Annotated in this window: 19 protein-coding genes; 7 read left to right on the top strand and 12 right to left on the bottom strand. The window is 31.6% G+C overall.

Features of this window, described 5'->3' with window-relative positions:
• Positions 1–129: 129 nt before the first annotated feature.
• The 7 genes from CX675_RS00825 to CX675_RS00795 all read right to left on the bottom strand — a co-directional run bounded on the left by CX675_RS00825 (position 130) and on the right by CX675_RS00795 (position 8,241).
• Entirely contained in the window at positions 130–1,296 is a 1,167-nt protein-coding gene (locus tag CX675_RS00825) for a class I SAM-dependent rRNA methyltransferase (RefSeq protein WP_130733317.1), read from the bottom strand.
• 81 nt (positions 1,297–1,377) lie between these two features.
• Positions 1,378–2,037, bottom strand: a complete 660-nt coding sequence (locus tag CX675_RS00820) for a CoA transferase subunit B (protein WP_130733316.1) — start codon at positions 2,035–2,037, stop codon at positions 1,378–1,380.
• 2 nt (positions 2,038–2,039) lie between these two features.
• The gene (locus CX675_RS00815) at positions 2,040–2,741 is read right to left on the bottom strand and encodes a CoA transferase subunit A (RefSeq protein WP_130733315.1); all 702 of its coding nucleotides are present in this window, start codon (positions 2,739–2,741) and stop codon (positions 2,040–2,042) included.
• An 18-nt stretch (positions 2,742–2,759) separates the two neighbouring features.
• Positions 2,760–5,048, bottom strand: a complete 2,289-nt coding sequence (locus CX675_RS00810) for a penicillin-binding protein 1A (RefSeq protein ID WP_130733314.1) — start codon at positions 5,046–5,048, stop codon at positions 2,760–2,762.
• A gap of 2 nt (positions 5,049–5,050) precedes the next feature.
• Entirely contained in the window at positions 5,051–5,542 is a 492-nt protein-coding gene (locus tag CX675_RS00805) for a gliding motility lipoprotein GldH (protein WP_130733313.1), read from the bottom strand.
• Positions 5,523–6,692: a regulatory iron-sulfur-containing complex subunit RicT gene (locus CX675_RS00800; protein ID WP_130733312.1), complete on the bottom strand. Its 1,170-nt coding sequence runs from the start codon at positions 6,690–6,692 to the stop codon at positions 5,523–5,525. Before CX675_RS00800 ends, CX675_RS00805 begins: the two co-directional genes overlap by 20 nt.
• A 193-nt stretch (positions 6,693–6,885) precedes the next feature.
• Positions 6,886–8,241, bottom strand: a complete 1,356-nt coding sequence (locus tag CX675_RS00795; protein ID WP_130733311.1) for a rhodanese-related sulfurtransferase — start codon at positions 8,239–8,241, stop codon at positions 6,886–6,888.
• Between the two features lie 307 nt (positions 8,242–8,548).
• Between CX675_RS00795 and recA the strand changes: the two genes are divergently transcribed.
• From recA to CX675_RS00775, 4 genes are all read left to right on the top strand, one after another.
• Positions 8,549–9,553 (top strand): recombinase RecA, encoded by a 1,005-nt coding sequence (gene recA, locus CX675_RS00790; protein WP_130733310.1) that lies wholly within the window; start codon positions 8,549–8,551, stop codon positions 9,551–9,553.
• Positions 9,554–9,701: 148 nt separating this feature from the next.
• Complete coding sequence (locus tag CX675_RS00785) at positions 9,702–10,109, top strand: hypothetical protein (protein WP_130733309.1); 408 nt, start codon at positions 9,702–9,704, stop codon at positions 10,107–10,109.
• Positions 10,110–10,125: 16 nt separating this feature from the next.
• Positions 10,126–10,668: an RNA polymerase sigma factor gene (locus CX675_RS00780; protein ID WP_130733308.1), complete on the top strand. Its 543-nt coding sequence runs from the start codon at positions 10,126–10,128 to the stop codon at positions 10,666–10,668.
• Entirely contained in the window at positions 10,665–12,470 is a 1,806-nt protein-coding gene (locus CX675_RS00775) for a hypothetical protein (RefSeq protein ID WP_130733307.1), read from the top strand. The genes CX675_RS00780 and CX675_RS00775 overlap by 4 nt, the downstream gene beginning before the upstream one ends.
• A 122-nt stretch (positions 12,471–12,592) precedes the next feature.
• On the opposite strand, the gene CX675_RS00770 is transcribed toward CX675_RS00775, so the two are convergent.
• Both CX675_RS00770 and CX675_RS00765 read right to left on the bottom strand, forming a co-directional pair.
• Positions 12,593–12,937, bottom strand: coding sequence for a toxin-antitoxin system YwqK family antitoxin (locus tag CX675_RS00770; protein ID WP_130733306.1), 345 nt, complete (start codon positions 12,935–12,937; stop codon positions 12,593–12,595).
• 153 nt (positions 12,938–13,090) lie between these two features.
• Positions 13,091–14,098, bottom strand: coding sequence for a TlpA disulfide reductase family protein (locus CX675_RS00765; protein WP_130733305.1), 1,008 nt, complete (start codon positions 14,096–14,098; stop codon positions 13,091–13,093).
• 94 nt (positions 14,099–14,192) lie between these two features.
• On the opposite strand from CX675_RS00765, the gene aspS reads away from it, so the two are divergent.
• From aspS to CX675_RS00750, 3 genes are all read left to right on the top strand, one after another.
• The gene (gene aspS / locus CX675_RS00760; protein ID WP_130733304.1) at positions 14,193–15,938 is read left to right on the top strand and encodes an aspartate--tRNA ligase; all 1,746 of its coding nucleotides are present in this window, start codon (positions 14,193–14,195) and stop codon (positions 15,936–15,938) included.
• A gap of 44 nt (positions 15,939–15,982) precedes the next feature.
• Positions 15,983–16,216 (top strand): hypothetical protein, encoded by a 234-nt coding sequence (locus CX675_RS00755; protein ID WP_130733303.1) that lies wholly within the window; start codon positions 15,983–15,985, stop codon positions 16,214–16,216.
• 73 nt (positions 16,217–16,289) lie between these two features.
• Positions 16,290–16,490: a cold-shock protein gene (locus CX675_RS00750; protein WP_130733302.1), complete on the top strand. Its 201-nt coding sequence runs from the start codon at positions 16,290–16,292 to the stop codon at positions 16,488–16,490.
• A gap of 57 nt (positions 16,491–16,547) precedes the next feature.
• Here the strand turns inward: CX675_RS00750 and CX675_RS00745 are convergent, their stop codons facing one another.
• From CX675_RS00745 to bioA, 3 genes are all read right to left on the bottom strand, one after another.
• The gene (locus CX675_RS00745) at positions 16,548–16,991 is read right to left on the bottom strand and encodes a hypothetical protein (RefSeq protein ID WP_130733301.1); all 444 of its coding nucleotides are present in this window, start codon (positions 16,989–16,991) and stop codon (positions 16,548–16,550) included.
• Positions 16,992–17,033: 42 nt separating this feature from the next.
• Complete coding sequence (locus CX675_RS00740) at positions 17,034–18,185, bottom strand: beta-ketoacyl synthase N-terminal-like domain-containing protein (protein WP_130733300.1); 1,152 nt, start codon at positions 18,183–18,185, stop codon at positions 17,034–17,036.
• Positions 18,186–18,316: 131 nt separating this feature from the next.
• Positions 18,317–19,588 carry an adenosylmethionine--8-amino-7-oxononanoate transaminase gene (gene bioA, locus CX675_RS00735; RefSeq protein WP_130733299.1) on the bottom strand — a complete coding sequence of 424 codons (1,272 nt, stop codon included), beginning with the start codon at positions 19,586–19,588 and terminating at the stop codon, positions 18,317–18,319.
• Between the last annotated feature and the right edge of the window lie 6 nt (positions 19,589–19,594).

Genomic DNA, 19,594 nt, shown 5'->3' with positions numbered 1-19,594 from the left:
TGTTAAAAATTAGTTAAAAAAACAAATGTAGCATATTTTTAACATTTACAATTACATTTAAAATATATTTTTTGTTAAAAAGTAAAAAAATCCATTTTTTTATGCTAAAAAAATGGATTTTTTTAAATATTATTCAACAAATAAGACTAATCCTTTTAAATAATGTCCTTCTGGATGATAAATATTTGTTGGATGATCTGGTCCTTGATTTAGTTTATGTAAAACTCTAATATTTCTACCTGTTTCAATTGCAGCAGCTGCTACAGTATTATAAAACAACACATCGTCTATTACCTGAGAACAAGAGAATGTAAATAAAATTCCTTTAGGAGCTAATGCTTTTATTCCAGCTATATTTAATCTTTTGTAAGCTTGAGTTGCCGTATGTTTACTTTTAATATTTTTAGCAAATGCAGGAGGATCCAAAACAATAACATCATATTGTTTAGCATGTTCCTTCATAAACTCAAAAACATCTGATGCTACAGCAGTATGATTGGCGCTTGGAAAATTTAATTGCATATTTTTCTCTGCTAAATCAACCGCCTTTTGAGAAATATCAACAGAAGTAACCAAACTAGCTCCAGCACTCATAGCATAAATAGAAAAACCACCAGTATAGCAAAAAGTATTTAAAACTCTTTTATCTTTTGAAAAAGCTCCTAATAACTTTCTATTATCTCTTTGATCTAGAAAAAAACCAGTCTTTTGTCCTTCTACCCAATTAACATGAAATTGAATTCCATTTTCTTTTGCAATACTTTCCTTTAGATCACCATACAAGAAAAAATCTTTTCCAGTATTAGGAAGCGTTCCACTACTTTTACAATAAACCGTTTCGCAAAAATCTTTTAAACTTGTTTTTATAGCATCTGCTATGGCTTCCATTTGCAAGTAAATTCCTGATGCATGTGCTTGAATTACCCAGTTTTTGTTATAGTAATCTATAATTAATCCTGGGATTCCATCTCCTTCCCCATGTATTACTCGGAAAGCATTCGTTTGATCTAAATTCAATAATGTCAAGCGCAATTCCCAAGCCGCATTAATTTTTCTTTTCCAAAAACCAGCATCAAAAACTTCGTTATTAAAAGTTAAGATTCGAACAACAATACTTCCTCTATCACTAAAAAAACCTGTTCCTAAATGCGCATTGTTACAATCAACCACATCTACCATTTCACCATCATTAATTATCCTACTTACACCATAAACAGCGCCACTAAAAACCCATGGATGTCTTCTTAAAATTGACTTTTCTTTTCCTTTCTTTAAAATTACTTTTGGATAACTCATATTGTAAAAATTAGCCACAACACACTACAATAAACAGTGGATTGTGGCTCTATTATATTTGTATTATTTTATTATTTTTGATTAATCAAGAATCATTTCTGGAATATCTCCTTCTATAATCAAAGTCCCTTCTGTAGCATTTTTTACATCTTCTACAGTAACACCAGGAGCTGTTTCTAACAATTTAAAACCTTCTGGTGTAACTTCAAGAACGGCTAATTCAGTTACGATTTTTTTCACACAACCTACTCCAGTTAAAGGCAAAGAACATCGCTTTAACAATTTTGATTCACCTGCTTTGTTTACATGCATCATCGCCACAATAATATTTTCGGCTGAAGCCACTAAATCCATAGCTCCTCCCATACCTTTTACCATTTTACCTGGTATTTTCCAGTTTGCAATATCCCCATTCTCGGCAACCTCCATAGCACCCAGAATTGTCAAGTCTACTTTCTGACTTCTAATCATGCCAAAACTAAAAGCCGAGTCAAAAAAACTAGCTCCTGGCAAAGTGGTTATCGTTTGCTTACCTGCATTGATAATATCTGCATCTTCTTCACCTTCAAAAGGAAATGGTCCCATTCCTAAAACACCATTCTCACTTTGAAATTCAACAGATATATCTTCTCTAACAAAATTAGCCACTAAGGTAGGTATTCCAATACCGAGGTTTACATAGTAACCATCTTTCACTTCTTTAGCTATTCTTTTTGCAATTTGATTTTTATCTAATGCCATGATTACATTCTTTTTCTAGTTGTACGTTGCTCAATTCTTTTCTCAAATGTTACACCTTGAAAAATACGATTCACCATAATTCCAGGAATATGTATTTCATTTGGATCCAATGTACCTGCTGGTACTAACTCTTCAACTTCCGCAATAGTAATTTTTGCTGCTCCAGCCATAACTGCATTAAAATTTCTGGCCGTTCCTTTGAAAATTAAATTCCCTGCCTCATCACCTTTCCACGCTTTAACAATTGAAAAATCAGCTTTGAATGCCAATTCCATTACATGCATTTTCCCGTTAAATTCTCTTGTTTCTTTTCCTTCAGCAACTTCAGTTCCATAACCTGCAGGTGTAAAAAATGCTGGTATTCCTGCTTGTGCTGCTCTACATTTTTCGGCTAAGGTTCCTTGTGGTGTTAATTCAACTTCTAATTCACCTGAGAGCATTTGCCTTTCAAACTCAGCATTTTCTCCCACATAAGAAGAAATCATTTTTTTTATTTGTCGATTTTGTAATAAAAGTCCCAATCCAAAATCGTCTACACCTGCATTATTAGAAATACAGGTTAAACCAGTTACTTTTTTATTTACTAATTCAGCTATACTATTTTCAGGAATTCCACAAAGGCCAAAGCCTCCTAACATAATCGTCATTCCGCTTTCTATTCCTTGCAATGCTTCACTAACATTATTTACTGTTCGCTTAATCATAATTTTTATACTTTAAAATCAAAGATCTTGAAATTCATCCATATTAGGTCTATCTGTATCTGTAGAATCTATTGTAGGAGTTGCTACAGTACAGTCTACACGGATACTTATTTTTTCTGGTTTTTCGAAACTCTCTTTGGAGATATTCAATTCTTTGTCTTTGTAACATTTATCCATAAATAAACCCCAAATTGGCAATGCCATACAAGCTCCTTGACCATAAAGTGTTCGTCTAAAATGAGCTGCCCTATCATCATTACCTACCCAGATTCCTGCAGATAAATTTGGTACCATGCCAATAAACCAACCATCAGAGTTGTTTTGTGTTGTACCTGTTTTTCCAGCTATTGGATTACTAAATCTATATTTATAATTAGTTAAACCATTTACAGAACCACCTCTTAAACGAGCTCCTGTTCCAGATTCGGTTACCCCTTCCATTAATTTAATAATTGCGTAAGCCACATCTCTATTCATTACATCTTTAGATTGTGGAATTACTTGATCTAAGACTACACCGTTTTTATCTTCAATTCTAGTGATAAACGTTGGTGCAATATACACTCCTTGATTAACAAAAGTACTAAATGCTCCAACCATTTCTTTTACAGTAATATCTACAGCTCCTAAGGCAATTGCAGGTGTAACTGGGATATCAGTTGAAACACCTAAATCTCTAGCCATATCTACTACAGCCTGAGGTCCTACGCGATCCATTAGTTTGGCAGAAACAGGGTTTAGTGAATTAGCCAATGCTTTCTTTAATGTTACCATCCCTTTAAATGCACCTCCGTCATTAGTTGGTGACCAAGCTTTAGAAATTCCCCATTTTCCTTTTGGCATGGTAAAAGGACCATCTATGATTGAATCACAAGGAGACATCCCTAACTGCTCTATCGCTGTTGAATACACAAAAGGCTTAAAGGTAGAACCTACTTGTCTAGCACCTTGCCCTACGTGATCGTATTGAAAATACTTATGATTAATTCCTCCTACCCAAGCTTTAATATGACCCGTTTGTGGTTCCATAGCCATCATACCTGTTTGCAAGAAATGTTTATAATAGCGAATGGAATCTCTTGGTGTCATAATGGTATCTTTCTCACCTTTCCATGAAAAAATTTTCATTTTTGTTTTTACTTCGAAAGATTTTAAAATTTCTGTTTCCGACTTTCCATCTTCTTTCATAATTCGCCATCTCTCCGAATTCTTCATGGCACTTTTTATAATTTTTTCTGTCTCTTCGTCTGTAATTCTTATAAATGGTGCATTTTTTTCTTTTTTTGCTAATTCAAAGAATTTGGCTTGTAAAATGGTTAAATGTTCTTGTACTGCTTCTTCAGCATATTTTTGCATACGTGAATCTATAGTAGTATAAATTTTTAAACCATCTCTATAAATATCATACTCTGAACCATCTTCTTTTTTATGATTTTTTACCCAATCTTTCATGTACACTTTCAAATACTCTCTGAAATATGTCGCAATACCTTGATTATGATCTTCAGGTCTAAAATCTAAAACAATAGGTTTTTGTTGGAGTTCGATTTTTTTACTCTCCTTCAAAAAACCACTTCGTACCATTTGTCCAAGAACAATATTTCTTCTGTTTCTTGATCTTTCCTCAAATCGTTTTGGATTGAATCGAGACGGATTGGTTAACATCCCAATAATAACTGCTCCTTCTTCTGTTGCTAAATTTTTAGGTTCTTTGTTAAAATAAATTTTAGAGGCTGAACGAATTCCAATAGCACCATTTACAAAATCTACCTGATTTAAATACATGGCAATAATTTCATTTTTAGTATATTGACGTTCTAGCCTAGTTGCTATTATCCATTCTTTTATTTTTTGAATAATTCTCAAAATAATATTTTTAGATCCATCACTTCCATGAAATAAATTTTTTGCCAACTGCTGGCTAATCGTACTAGCACCACCATCTCTTCCTAAACTTAAAACAGCTCTTAACGTTCCTCTAGCATCAATACCAGAATGCTCGTAAAAACGCTCATCTTCAGTGGCAACTAAAGCATTCACTAAATCTTTTGGTAAATCTTCAAAAGTAACAGGAACTCTATTTTGCGCATAAAACTTACCTAACACTTCTCCATCAGAAGACATGATTTCGGTAGCAATATTAGAATCGGGATTTTCTAATGTCTCAAAGGTTGGCATAGCTCCAAAAAAGCCCCATGAAGCAAAGAGAAATAATAAAATAACAAAACCTAAACCAAATAGAAAGGTCTTCCAAAAAATCTTAATATATTTAGAAAATTGATTGTTTTCTGTTTTCTTTTTTGCCATATTTATTTTATTTTTTCAATTCTAAAACCAACGTCTGTAACCCCATTTAATTCTTCAACACCTGTAACACTTCCTGTTTCTCTTAATGCTTGTTGTATGGTTATCGTATATTTCCCTTTTTGTTTGAAGATAAAGTTTTCTTGATACCATAATTTACTTTCTTTCACATCAGAAAAGCCTTCTCCTAATAGCGATCCATCAGGATTTGCCATAGCATATTCTAAAGTATCAATTTTAACCAAACTATCAGGTTGTTGTAAAGCTACTGTAACAAATAAATTATTGAAAGGATACTCATTATTGTTTCTAATATTTAAAAACAAATTATAGGGATTAACCGTATCATTTTGCTCAAAAGTAAACTGAACTGCATCTTCCTTCTTCCATTTTCCATTTAGCGTTTTGTATTCATCAAACACTCTTTTTTCATCACATGATAAAAAAAGGAATAACAACATACCCAGTATACTTATTTTACTCCTTCTTAGGACCATTCTTAAAATTTGTTGGTTTACGACGTTTTTTATTTTTATTGTTTTTCTTTTTCGGTTTTTGATCAAATCGGGTTAAACTATCTTGTCCTACAACATTTTGGAAATTTTTCTCAATTTCTTTGCTAACCTCTACCACAAAATCTTCAATAGCACTAATCTTTATTTTTTGCTTATTTTTTGCTAAAATTTCTTTTACGTCTGATACTGATAAAACGTGCCAATGTGCAGGCTGATTTTCGTAAGAAAACCACATTAATTCTTTAAAAATATCTACTTTTTGACAATGTGCATTTCCTTTTTCTGTGTACAATTTAGTATCTAAATCTGGAAAATCTTTTAAAGCATCGAGGTATGTATCTAATTCATAATTCAAACAACACTTTAATTTACCACATTGTCCTGCTAATTTCTGCGGATTTAGAGATAGCTGTTGATAACGAGCTGCAGATGTATTTACGCTTCTGAAATCAGTTAACCAAGTAGAACAACATAATTCTCTTCCACAAGAACCAATCCCTCCTAATCGAGAGGCTTCTTGACGGAAACCAACTTGTTTCATTTCGATGCGTATACTGAATTCTCTAGCAAAGTCTTTAATCAATTGACGAAAATCAACACGATCATTTGCAGTGTAATAAAATGTGGCTTTGGAACCGTCTCCTTGAAATTCAACATCAGAAATTTTCATTTCTAAATTTAGTGAAATCGCAATTTCTCTAGCCCGCATTCTTACTTTTTCTTCTTTGTTTCTCGCCTCACTCCAAATATCGATATCTTTTTGTGATGCTTTTCTATAAATTTTTGGTAATTCGTTATCTATAGTTACATTTTTCTTTTTCATTTGAATTTTTACCAATTCACCAGCTAAAGAAACAATACCTACATCATGTCCAGGGGAAGCTTCTGTAGCTACAATATCTCCCATAACCATAGTTAATTTTTCAGGATTTCTGAAAAATTCTTTTCTTCCATTTTTAAAACGAACCTCTACACAATTAAAAGGTTCCTGACCTTGAGGCAAAGTCATATTTGATAACCAATCGAAAACTGTTAATTTATTGCAGCTACCTGTGCCACATGATCCTTTATTGCCACATCCTTTAGGAACTCCGTCTGTAGTAGTTCCAGTCGAACAGTTATTACATGCCATAATTTGAATATATATTGATTGCGCTTAAACAGCACTACTTGTCTAAAACGTATTTTGAGCGTAAAGATAATACAAATTTACTTATCGTTTGAAACTGAAAATTAGCATTAAAACAAAAAACCCATTTACATTTTAACGTAAATAGGTTTTTTAAAGTATATTTTAAAATTGTTTTTTACATCACAACAAATAATCACTTGATTTTAAACAATTTATCCGATAATCTAATTCGAAATGGGACTTGAAAAGTAACTTTGTCTCCTTTTTTAGCTTGAAATACTTCTTTTCCATTTACTAACATTTTTTCTAATACTATTTCTTCATTTCCTGTTGTTGGACCTGTAATTAAAATTTTATCTCCTATATTTAATTCATGATTTTCAATTAAAAATTGCGCCACTTTTGCCTTCACAAAATAATGTTCTGCTTTCCCAAGTAATACTTTTTTTACTTTTATTTTTTCACGAATTGTTTTTGTTTTTGAAACTACATCTAAAGATTCATCCGATAATACTCCAGAATGCTTAAATTTTAATTTTTCCGATTTACCTTTTCTAAAAACCTTATTGCCTACTTGCTTTCCTTTTCTAAGCTTCACTTGTTCTGCAAGAGGCAAATGAATTACTTCTTGACATTCAGTAGAACAACAATTCTCCATTGTAGCTTTACATTCGTCACACTGAATAAACAATAAATGACAACCATCGTTTACACAATTTGTGTGATTATCGCAAGGTTCTCCACACTGATGACACTGTGATATAATATCTTCTGTAATACGCTCACCTAAACGGTTATCAAAAACAAAATTTTTACCAATAAATTTGCTTTCCAAACCTTCTTCTTTGATCTGTTTCGCATAATTTATGATTCCTCCTTCTAATTGGTACACATTTTTAAAGCCTTGATGTTTATAATAAGCAGAAGCTTTTTCGCAACGAATACCTCCTGTACAATACATTACCAAGTTTTTCGTTTCTTTGAAATCTTTTAATTGCTCATTAATAATAGGCAAACTTTCTCTAAAAGTTTCTACATCTGGAGTAATAGCACCTTTAAAATGACCCACTTCGCTTTCATAATGGTTTCTAAAATCTACTACAATAGTATTTGGATCATCTAAAATTTCATTAAACTCTTTCGCTTTTAAATGAACTCCTTTTTTAGTCACATCAAAAGTAGCATCATTCAGTCCATCAGCAACAATTTTATGACGCACTTTAATCGTTAATTTTAAAAATGAATGATCATCTTGCTCTACAGCAACATTCAAACGAATGCCTTTCATAAAATCATAACTTTCTAGTGTCTCTCTAAAAGCTTCAAAGTGATCTGCTGGAACACTCATTTGAGCATTTATTCCTTCATGAGCCACATAGATTCTCCCAAGAGCATCTAAAGGATTCCATGCTAAAAATAAGTCATTACGAAATTGTTGAGGATTTAGAATTTTGGCATACGCATAAAAAGACAACGTTAAACGTTGTTTGCCCGCTTGATCAATTAGCTCGGCTCTTTCTTCTGCGCTTAAGGTGTTATACAGTTGCATGCTATAAACGTTTAAGTGAGAAATTATTTTATAAACCCTAAATGGAAGGATTTTGATTGCAAAGATAAACTTTTATTTTAAAGACAGAAATTACCTTATTCAGAAAATCAAATATTAATTTAGTTGATTAGGTCCAGTTAATAATAAATCTTTCATCAACAAATTATAAAATAAAAGGGCTTATTAACTCCAAAAAAACACTTTTAGTTTGTTTTTAATCTCTTTAGAATAAGAAAAATAACTTGTTAATAAAATTTCATTGCAAAAAGATAAAAATTAGGTATTTTTACGCAAAATATACATAATTATGAGCACAGATAAAGACGCAAAATTAAAAGCCTTACAATTAACATTAGACAAATTAGATAAAACCTACGGAAAAGGAACTGTAATGAAGATGGGAGATGCTGCTGTAGAAGAAGTAGAAGTCATTTCATCTGGTTCTTTAGGATTGGATTTAGCTCTTGGTGTAAATGGATATCCAAAAGGAAGAATAATTGAAATATACGGACCAGAATCTTCGGGTAAAACAACGTTAACACTACACGCTATTGCTGAAACACAAAAAGCGGGTGGAATAGCTGCATTTATTGATGCAGAACACGCTTTTGATCGCTTTTATGCTCAAAAGCTAGGAATCGATATTGATAATTTAATCATTTCCCAACCAGACAATGGAGAACAAGCTCTTGAAATTGCTGAAAGTTTAATTCGCTCTGGAGCAGTTGACATAGTTGTTATTGACTCCGTTGCTGCATTAACTCCAAAAAGTGAAATTGAAGGCGATATGGGAGATTCCAAAATGGGATTACATGCGCGTTTAATGTCTCAAGCCTTACGAAAATTAACAGCAACAATTCACAAAACCAACTGTACTGTGTTTTTCATTAACCAATTGCGTGATAAAATTGGAGTAATGTTTGGAAGTCCAGAAACAACAACTGGAGGTAATGCTTTAAAATTTTATGCTTCCGTACGTGTTGATATTAGAAGATCTTCCCAAATTAAAGATGGTGAAAATGTAATTGGTAATAGAACTAAAGTTAAAATAGTTAAAAACAAAGTGGCACCACCATTTAAAACTGCAGAATTCGACATTATGTATGGTGAAGGAGTATCTAAAGTAGGAGAAGTACTCGATTTAGCAGTAGAATTTGAAATTGTTAAGAAAAGTGGTTCATGGTTTAGTTATGGAGATACTAAATTAGGACAAGGTAGAGATTCGGTTAAATCGTTAATTAAAGATAATCCAGAATTGATGGATGAATTAGAAATAAAGATAAAGGAAACCATAAAAGAAAATAATGCTTAAAATAAAAAAATCACGAAATATTTCGTGATTTTTTTATTTTGTACGCAACCCTTTTAAAAAACTTCCATCCTAATTTAAATTACAGTGCTCTAATTCCTTTTAAAAGGATAATTTTATGATTAATAAAATAAATTTAACAATATACTATATGATGAAGAGAATATTTTTTTTACTAAGTATTTTTTTAGTATTAAATTCTTGTAATGTTGACGACGGAGAAAGATATCACTTTCAAATTTTAGGAGTAGAAGAAGCTATAGTTCCAGACAGTTTTGAACTTGGCAACACCTATGAAATTAAATTGAGATATTATCGCCCAACAACCTGTCATATTTATGATGGTCTCTATTATGACAAAGATTTAAATACTAGAATTATAGCTATAAGAACAGTGGTATTTGAAAGAGACAATTGTGTACCAGCTGATTCAGAACTTGTAGAAGCCACATTTAATTTTCATGTAACCAATAACGGTTCTTACATCTTTAAATTCTGGCAAGGAACAGATGAAAATGGAGAAGATATTTTTTACGAGGTAGAAGTCCCAGTTATTTGATAAAAGGATTTAAATTTTGATTATTGACCAACTCATAAATGATTGCAAAAAGGGAAATACTAAGGCTTTTGAGCAAATATACAGACTATTAAGTCCTAAGATATTTGCAGTTAGTCTTAAGTATTCGAGGAATTATGAAGAGGCGCAAGACAATTTACAAGAAGGATTTCTACTCATATATGAGAAAATAAATCAATTTCAGTTTAAAGGATCTTTTGAGGGTTGGGCAAAAAGAGTTGTTATAAACTACATTCTTCAACAATATAGAAATCAAGGTGTGTTTGAAATTATTTCCGAAAACATCCCAGATAATTCCGAAGTTGAAGTGGATGAAGAATCAGTCTCTCTTGATTTTTTAACAAAAATAATTCAAGAGTTACCTGATAGATATCGATTAGTATTTAATCTTTATGTAATGGATGGCTTTTCTCACAAAGAAATAGCCGAAATGTTAACAATTAATATTGGTACTTCAAAATCAAATTTAGCCAGAGCTAAAGCCATTTTAAAAGACAAAATTGAAGCCAATACTACGATTTCAATTCCAAATACGAAATGAAAGAACATAAAAATATAGAACGCTTATTTCAAGAGAAATTCAAGGATTTTGAAGTTTCTCCTCCAGAAGATTCTTGGAGTATAATTGCTTCTAAAATACAAGAAAAAAAGAAAAAAAGAAGAGTTTTCCCTATTTGGCTTAAAGCTTCGGGAATTGCCGCATCGTTTTTTTTAATTTTATTTTTAGTTATAAATTACAATAGTTCAAAAAACAATATTTTATTACAAGACAATGAGAAAGTAGTTTTTGATAAAACGAAAGAAAAAAACAATAAAACAACAATTGAAAATAAAAACGAGAATATTTATCAAAAATCTGAAACTATAGTTTCTAAAGACAACAACACGGTAGAAGAAAGCACTGAAGCATATAAAGAAGTTGATTTTCAAGGAAAAAGTGTAAAAAACAAAACAAATAAGACTATTGTTTCATCTGATAAAAATTATGTTTCTCATGAAAAGAATTCAAAAGCAAAACGTTTCGATACAAAAAATAACGAAGAAGAAAATACATTAATTCAAAAAACTAAAAAAGATACTCCTTTTTTAAATTCAAAAGAAACAGTTGTTTTATCGAAAGTGGAGGAAACTAATCTTTCTTTAGATAATAATAAAGAAAATAGTATCAATTATAATCCAAATCAAGTTACACAAAATAATTCAAAAACTAATTCTTCAGAAAATAGTTCCTTAAATGTTTTTGATAAAATTTCAAATAAAGAAAATAAAAACAGTGTCATAACTAACAAAAATATTGTCGATTTTACAAATAAAACTATAGTTGCATCTGAATTGGAAAACTTAAACGACAACACCCAGGTTGTAAAAGACAAAACTAGTATTGAAAATAATTCATTAGAAAAAAACAGTGTAGTAAAGAGAGATAATTTGTTTCAGTCTACAACAACTGCTGTTGCAGAAGCCAATTTAGGAAATAAAAATCAAATTCAAAAAAAGGATAATATTATTAAAGATAGTACTATGGTAGCTACTGATGTAATAGCTGAAGTAAATGCCTTAGAACAATTGCTAAAAGAAAAGGAAGAGGGAAAGAATGCTGATGAAAAAGAAAAAGAGAAAAGAAGTAAATGGGTGATAAGCAGTAATGCAGCACCCGTTTATTTCAATTCCATTTCAAATGGATCGCCTATAGATGAGCAATTTACAAGTAATGAAAAAAGCTATGCCAAAACCCTTAGCTACGGTTTAGGGTTACAGTATGAAATAACAAATAAGGTAAGTATTAGATCAGGAATTAATGCCATCAATATTAATTACAATACAAACAATATTTATTATTCAAGCACCTTAGGACAAGTAAACTCTTCTGGTTTAAATATTGCAAAAAATGGCAATGCACAAAATTTAGTTCTAAGAAGTTCCCCTTCTCCTCAAGAAGTAAGTTCTCTTTCAGCAGATGTAGAAAACATTACACAATCAAATCAGGCTAGTTTAAATCAGGAAATGGGATATATAGAAGTCCCGTTAGAGCTAAGTTATAAAATTTTAGACAAAAAGATTGGTATTGAGTTTATTGGAGGAATGAGTACTTTATTCTTAAACAAAAACAATATTTCGTTAGTTTCGAATGGTTCTGAAATGGAAATAGGAGAGGCTAATAATTTAAACAATATACATTTTAGTAGTAATGTCGGTTTGGGTTTTAATTACAACTTTTTAAAATCTTTTCAATTTAATGTACAACCTGTATTTAAATACCAAATCAATACTTTTAATTCGGGTTCAGGAAACTTTAAACCTTATATTATAGGTTTATATTCAGGAATCAGTTTTAAGTTTTAGCTTTTGGTTAAGCTTTAAATTTTAGTTAGGTGTTTCATCTTTATTTAAAAAAGCATGAAACTGAAAAAGTCCCAATAAATTGGGACTTTTTTAATTTATATTAATTATAAACAAGACAGATTTTAATTTTTAACTAATGCTTCTTTCGACCATTTTTTTACTTCAGCAATTCTACTATCTGCAAAATCAACTTCATTTAAAGCTGTATCATTCCAAAAAAACCATTTACCTGTTTTATTTCCTTTATCATACTCACCCATAGCTTGTTTAGATCCATCTTGATTATATGAAACCCATCTGCCATGAAGTTTACCATCTAAATAAAAGCCTTCTTGCTTAACCTGACCATTATCATAAAAGTAAGTAGCTTTAACCATTTGATTAACTACTTCATATTTTGGCTCTACTTCTTGTGCAAACATCATTCCTGAAGCCAATAAAACTGCTGCAATAACTGTCTTTCTCATATCTTTTTAAATTAATAGGTTAACGATTCTGTAACAAATATAAAAAAAAATTTACACAAAACAAACTTTTACTTAACAATTTGGTAACATTGGAAAATTAAGTACAAAAAAACCAATGCTTTACACATTGGCTTTTGATATATTTCTTTGAATTTATTTATTGAAAAACTCTCCTAACGTTGAATCTAATGTTTGAGATGATGGTCTTGGAGCATCAGCATAAATTACTTTCCCATTAGGCCCGATTAAAATAAATCTTGGTATCGCATTAATTCCAAACGCTTTAATAAAATCTGAATTCCAATTATTATCTGCAAATAATTGAACACCTCCTAATTGTTTATCTGTTACAAATTTTTGCCATTTTTCATGATCCTTTTGTGTATCAACAGATATACTTACAAAAACAATATTATCGTTATGATATTTTTCCTCAATTTTTTTCAAATAAGGTATTTCAGCTCTACAAGGTGCGCACCAAGTAGCCCAAACATCAATGTAAACATATTTACCTTTAAAGTCTTCTAATTTTGTCTTGCCTCCTTTATGGTTTTCAAAGTTGAACGAAGGACTAGCCGCTCCATTCATTTTTTCAGCCATTTTCTTTTGCGAATAAAATTGATTCAACATCATCGCTTCTTGTTGAATCATTGCTGTTAACATTTGAGATAAAGAAGCATCAACCCCAGATTTCTCTAAAACCGCTAAGTCATCCGTTTTCTTTTTTTCCAAACTAGCCTGAAATGTTGCTTCATCTTCTGTAAATAGAAAATCTAAATCTTTTTCAAATGCTTCGTCTGTTAACGCTTTTTGAGCTAAATAATTATTTTCTACAGCACCTTTTCCTTCATATTTAATAGACTCATCAAACTTTTTTGCATCCATTGTTAATTTTAAATCATATCCATTTTTTAAAAACAACATAGTGGTTTCAGAACCATCAAACAATTGAAACAAACCAGCTGCTGGAATTTCAAAAGCATCTTTAAATTGACCTTTTTTATTAAGACGTACTGTTTTCTTAAAGTTTTTACCAGACGCTAATACTATAGAATCTGAATTGCGATTTGCGATTTTACCCTCAAAAGAAACCATCTTTGATGCATCCTGAGCTTGAACAGATAAAACTGCAAACAATAATAAAATTACCAATTTTTTCATAAGACTTAAATTGAATTAAAAATAATCCTCAAATCTAATAAATTTAGGCGATAAAATTAATATTTGTTATTACTTTTGCATAAATTTTAATAAAATGTATAGAAGTCATACTTGTGGAGAATTGAATGCTTCACATATAAATACAGAAGTAACATTAGCAGGTTGGGTACAAAAATCTCGTGATAAAGGTTTTATGATTTGGGTTGATGTAAGAGATCGTTATGGTTTAACCCAATTAATATTTGATGAAAAAAGAACAGACACTAGCGTTTTTGAAAAAGCGAAAACCCTAGGTAGAGAGTTTGTAATTCAAGTAAAAGGAACCGTTATTGAACGTGAGTCTAAAAATCCAAATATACCTACTGGTGAAATTGAAATTTTAGTTTCTGAATTAAACATATTAAATGAAGCCATGCTTCCTCCTTTTACTATAGAAGATGAAACAGATGGTGGAGAAGACATTCGAATGAAATATCGTTATTTAGATATTCGTAGAAATCCTGTAAAGAACAATTTATTATTCCGTCATAAGGTAAGTATGGAAGTTCGTAAATACCTTTCTGACAAAGGTTTTTGCGATATTGAAACACCTTACTTGATTAAATCTACTCCCGAAGGAGCAAGAGATTTTGTCGTTCCAAGTAGAATGAATGAAGGGCAGTTTTATGCTTTACCTCAATCTCCACAAACATTTAAGCAATTATTAATGGTAGGTGGTATGGATAAATATTTCCAAATCGTAAAATGCTTTAGAGATGAAGATTTAAGAGCTGACCGTCAACCCGAATTTACTCAGATAGATTGTGAAATGGCTTTTGTTGAGCAAGAAGACATCTTAGACATGTTTGAAGGCTTAACACGTCATTTGTTAAAAGAAATAAAAGGTATTGAAGTAGACAAATTCCCTAGAATTACCTATGATTATGCCATGAAAACGTATGGAAATGACAAACCAGATATTCGTTTCGGAATGAAATTTGGTGAATTAAATACTGTAGCTCAACACAAAGATTTTGGTGTATTCAATTCATCTGAATTAGTAGTGGGAATTGCTGCTCCTGGCTGTGCCTCATACACAAGAAAAGAGATTGATGCTTTAATTGATTGGGTAAAAAGACCTCAAATAGGAGCTTCAGGAATGGTATATGTAAAATGTGAGGAAGATGGCTCCTTCAAATCTTCTGTAGATAAATTTTATGACCAAGACGATTTAAAAAAATGGGCTGAAGTAACTAATGCTAAAGCGGGAGATTTAATTTTAGTTTTATCGGGTAATGCTGACAAAACAAGAACTCAACTTTCCGCTCTTAGAATGGAAGTAGCAACACGTTTAGGATTAAGAAAATCAGATGAATTTGCGCCTTTATGGGTGGTCGATTTCCCTCTTTTAGAATGGGATGAAGAAAGTGGTCGTTATCATGCGATGCATCATCCTTTTACTTCTCCAAAACCTGAAGATATTCAACTAATAGAAACAGAACCAGGAAAAGTAAGAGCAAATGCATATGATATGGTTTTGAATGGAAATGAAATTGGTGGTGGTTCTATTCGTATTCACGATAGAGCATTACAATCTAGAATGTTTGATTTATTAGGATTTAGTAAAGAAGAAGCACAAGCGCAATTTGGCTTCTTAATGAATGCTTTTGAGTTTGGAGCACCTCCTCATGGTGGACTAGCCTTTGGACTAGATCGATTAGTATCTATTTTAGGAGGACAGGAAACCATTCGTGATTTTATTGCCTTCCCTAAAAATAATTCTGGAAGAGATGTCATGATTGATGCTCCATCAAAAATTGATGACAAACAATTAGAAGAATTACACATTAAATTGAAATAAATAAGCAAAGGACTCGTAATGAGTCCTTTTTTATCATACACAAAATGAAATATATTTTAATCACTTTACTTCTACTTTTTTTTGGATTTTTAGGCTATGGTTCCTATTTGAATTCTGAAGTTGCCAAATCAGGTGATAAATGGATTGGTATTGGGGTATTAATCATTGCTTTTGGAATAATGCCACTTTTTATTTTCCATAGATATAAAAAAAGTAAATTAAAAGAATTCTTAAATTCCCAGCTCGATAAAAATAGAGAAAAGTCTGAAAATCAATAATTTTTCAATTAATAGGGTGTTTGTTTCATAAATAAGTATATCTTTGAGTATTATTAATTATTTTTATTACAACATGCGAACAGGCACAGTTAAATTCTTCAATGAAGAAAAAGGTTACGGTTTCATCACTGATGAAGAAACTGGAAAAGACATCTTTGTACACGCTAGCGGAATGAAAGTTGATTCATTGACACAAGGAGAGCGAGTAAGTTACGAAGAAGAAGAAGGTAGAAAAGGTAAAATAGCTGCTCACGTAGTAGTTATCGAAGACTAATATATAATTATTTTTTGATTACCTAGAAAAGTAAAGTCCTGCAATAGCAGGACTTTTTTATAACCATTTCTTTTCTTTACCAGTGGCATCCAAAATAGCTACATCTAAAGCTAGCTTAAAATGATCTGCTACTTCAAAAGCTTTTTGAATATTATCGGTTTTATAAAACGTGATATGCTTATTTCTATTGTAGAATAGATTTATGAGAATAATATCATATTTCTGAGTCGTTTCTGCAGTTACCACTCTTACTGTCTGACTTTCTTTTGTTTTAAAAACAGATACATATTCGAAGTTTGGAATGGTTTCCCAACGCCCTATTTTAAAACCAAACAATGAATTAAACGTCCTAAAAGTTTTAGCGGGTAAATTAATTTCCAATCCCTCTGCTACATTTAAACCTAATCCAATTGCAACAAAAATTAACGCCATCAAACTTCCTGTAATCAAAAACATGGTAATTCCAAAAAAAACAAGGGCTATGCCGAAAAAACGATTCACAAAAGGAATTTCTTTTTTATAACTTCTTATTGAATTTATATCTTATTTTGAAATTAAAATACTTACTGCATTTCCTCCAAACCCAACGGCATTTACAAGTACTTTTCTAATTTGTTTTGGTAATTCTTGTTCGTAAAATGGAATTGAAATTGCTTTTTGTTGTTGTAGCATAAGTATGGCTAATTCTAGGCTCAACATTCCAGAAGTACCAAATGTATGACCCACTTTCCATTTATTTGTGGTTAAAAAAGGCACCTCTTTACCAAATACTTTTTGAATCGCCTTAAATTCAGACAAATCACCTTTTATAGTTCCTGGCGCATGCATCACAATGGCATCCACTTCATTAAAATTTGTCTTTTGTAAAGCCATTTGCATCGATTTTTGAAAACAATCAGCTTCCGTTGAAATTGAAATATTATGCTTTAATATCTCTGTGGCATATCCAATACCTTCTACATAAGCTAAAGCTTTCTTGTTTTCTCCTAATTCCAAAGCAATAGCACTTGCTCCTTCACCTAACACCATCGTATTTTCTTTTTTGTCTAAATCAAAAGCTCTACAAGGATAGTTTCCTTCTCTTTTTGAATAGATGTTCAAAGCTTTCATTTGTGCTATGGTAAAAGGGGTTAATGGTGCTTCTGAACCACCAATTATGAATTTTTCAACCAAACCAGCTTGCATCCAAGCCACACCATTTAATAACGCATGCAAGGAAGTGGAACAAGTAATGGAATGAGAAATTTCTGGACCTGTACTTTGTAAATCATTAGCTACCCAACTGGATATGTTTCCCAAAGTTGTAGTAGGTGATGCTAAAGTATTTACTTTTTGAGTATGAATAAACTCGGAATGAAATTTTTCGAATAAGGCTGTAGCTCCTCTTGAGGAACCTATATTGATACCAAAAACAGTATTTTTATCCCAAGCTGTTTGCTGTACAACTTGTCTTGAAACATAAATCGCATATAAAACAGAGAGATCTAAATTGCGATACTTAACATCAGATTCTTGCAGTTTTTTAATCTCATCTTTTATCTCATTTGGAAGTGTAGCAACCCAAACTTGTTGGTTTCCTATCGCTTCTTTTGTAATAGCACTTTTATCATTTAGATAGTGACTCCAAATGGTTGACTTATCATTTCCTAAAGCAGAAATAGAAGCTAAAGCGGTTATGGCAATTTTTTGATTCAAAAGGTTTATGATTTTTCGAATAACCCTGATGGAAACGATATCCTTTTCTTGAGATGTAATCGAAAGAAAAGATATAGTGTACAGCAGGAAAATAGACTGCAAATATACCGAGACATTTGTTCCTTACAAAATTAAATCAAGGTTAAAGCTTCTTCAATAATAGTATATACTCGTTCTAATTCAATGTCATTAATAATATAAGGAGGCAAAATATAAATAATATTTCCTACTGGTCTTAAAATGATGCCTTTTTTTATAAAAAATTCATACAATGTGTTACGCAAGTTTCCATAATAATCATGTGCTCCCTCTACTTTTATTTCCAATGCAAAAATGACTCCTAAAACGCGAGTTGTTTTTACTTTTGGGTGAGTTTTGATTCTTTCTGCAAAAGCCAAATGATGTTGATATACCTGTTGAATGTTTTCTTGAATTTCTTCTGTTTGCAACAATTCTATAGACGCTAATGCTGCTGCACAACCGGTGGGATTAGCGGTAAAAGTGTGTCCATGAAATAAGGCTTTATTCGTATCATCGTCATAAAAACCATCATAAATTTCTTGAGAGAAACTCGTAATTGCCATAGGAATGGTTCCTCCTGTTAATGCTTTAGACAAGCACATCATATCGGGTTGTTGTTCCAAATAATCACAAGCAAAATTCTTCCCAGTTTTACCAAAACCAGTCATTACTTCATCGGCAATAGTAAACACATTATATTCTTTGGCAAGTACCATCAACTGATTTAAAACAGTGGGAGAATACATGACCATTCCAGCAGCTCCTTGTACTAGTGGTTCAAATATAAAAGCCGCGTATTCATTAGTTTCTAGTAATGCTTTTAATCTTTCTAAGGCCATACTTTCATTTCCTTCTGTTGGAACTGGAATACGAATCACTTCTAATAGCGATCCTTGAAAAGCATCGGTGAAAAAGGAAATACCACTGGCTGCCATAGCTCCAAAAGTATCGCCATGGAAAGCATTTTCAAAAGCAATAATTTTAGTCCTTTTTTGCCCTTTATTATAAAAAAACTGAAGGGCACCTTTTAAAGCAACTTCAACTGCAGTAGAGCCATTATCAGAATAAAAAAACTTCTTTTGATTAGATGGTAAAATAGTAGCGAGTTTTTCTGAGAGTTGTATTACTGGTTCATGCGTAAACCCTCCAAATAAAACATGTTCTAATTGCGTTAATTGATTATATATTGCTTTTGCGATGAAAGTATTAGCATGTCCAAATGGATTTACCCACCAACTCGCTATTGCGTCTATATATTCTTTTCCATGTTCATCCCAAAGTAATGCGCCTTGTCCTTTTACAATAACTGGATGTGGAAAAGCTGTTTTATGTTGTGTATAAGGATGCCAATTGTATAGCGTATCTTTTTCTGAAAGTGTCATGTTGAA

It is taken from the genome of Flavobacterium sp. J27 (assembly GCF_004303025.1).
In the GTDB taxonomy this organism is placed as follows: domain Bacteria; phylum Bacteroidota; class Bacteroidia; order Flavobacteriales; family Flavobacteriaceae; genus Flavobacterium.
Note: the sequence above shows the minus strand (reverse complement) of the source record. Positions and strands in the feature narration are given on the sequence as shown.

What these genes read in the sequence shown, in the direction of transcription:
- CX675_RS00825 (WP_130733317.1), bottom strand. Translation starts at nt 1,296, where the DNA reads ATGAGTTATCCAAAAGTAATTTTAAAGAAAGGAAAAGAAAAGTCAATT.
- CX675_RS00820 (WP_130733316.1), bottom strand. Translation starts at nt 2,037, where the DNA reads ATGGCATTAGATAAAAATCAAATTGCAAAAAGAATAGCTAAAGAAGTG.
- CX675_RS00815 (WP_130733315.1), bottom strand. Translation starts at nt 2,741, where the DNA reads ATGATTAAGCGAACAGTAAATAATGTTAGTGAAGCATTGCAAGGAATA.
- CX675_RS00810 (WP_130733314.1), bottom strand. Translation starts at nt 5,048, where the DNA reads ATGGCAAAAAAGAAAACAGAAAACAATCAATTTTCTAAATATATTAAG.
- CX675_RS00805 (WP_130733313.1), bottom strand. Translation starts at nt 5,542, where the DNA reads ATGGTCCTAAGAAGGAGTAAAATAAGTATACTGGGTATGTTGTTATTC.
- CX675_RS00800 (WP_130733312.1), bottom strand. Translation starts at nt 6,692, where the DNA reads ATGGCATGTAATAACTGTTCGACTGGAACTACTACAGACGGAGTTCCT.
- CX675_RS00795 (WP_130733311.1), bottom strand. Translation starts at nt 8,241, where the DNA reads ATGCAACTGTATAACACCTTAAGCGCAGAAGAAAGAGCCGAGCTAATT.
- recA (WP_130733310.1), top strand. Translation starts at nt 8,549, where the DNA reads ATGAGCACAGATAAAGACGCAAAATTAAAAGCCTTACAATTAACATTA.
- CX675_RS00785 (WP_130733309.1), top strand. Translation starts at nt 9,702, where the DNA reads ATGATGAAGAGAATATTTTTTTTACTAAGTATTTTTTTAGTATTAAAT.
- CX675_RS00775 (WP_130733307.1), top strand. Translation starts at nt 10,665, where the DNA reads ATGAAAGAACATAAAAATATAGAACGCTTATTTCAAGAGAAATTCAAG.
- CX675_RS00770 (WP_130733306.1), bottom strand. Translation starts at nt 12,937, where the DNA reads ATGAGAAAGACAGTTATTGCAGCAGTTTTATTGGCTTCAGGAATGATG.
- CX675_RS00765 (WP_130733305.1), bottom strand. Translation starts at nt 14,098, where the DNA reads ATGAAAAAATTGGTAATTTTATTATTGTTTGCAGTTTTATCTGTTCAA.
- aspS (WP_130733304.1), top strand. Translation starts at nt 14,193, where the DNA reads ATGTATAGAAGTCATACTTGTGGAGAATTGAATGCTTCACATATAAAT.
- CX675_RS00755 (WP_130733303.1), top strand. Translation starts at nt 15,983, where the DNA reads ATGAAATATATTTTAATCACTTTACTTCTACTTTTTTTTGGATTTTTA.
- CX675_RS00750 (WP_130733302.1), top strand. Translation starts at nt 16,290, where the DNA reads ATGCGAACAGGCACAGTTAAATTCTTCAATGAAGAAAAAGGTTACGGT.
- bioA (WP_130733299.1), bottom strand. Translation starts at nt 19,588, where the DNA reads ATGACACTTTCAGAAAAAGATACGCTATACAATTGGCATCCTTATACA.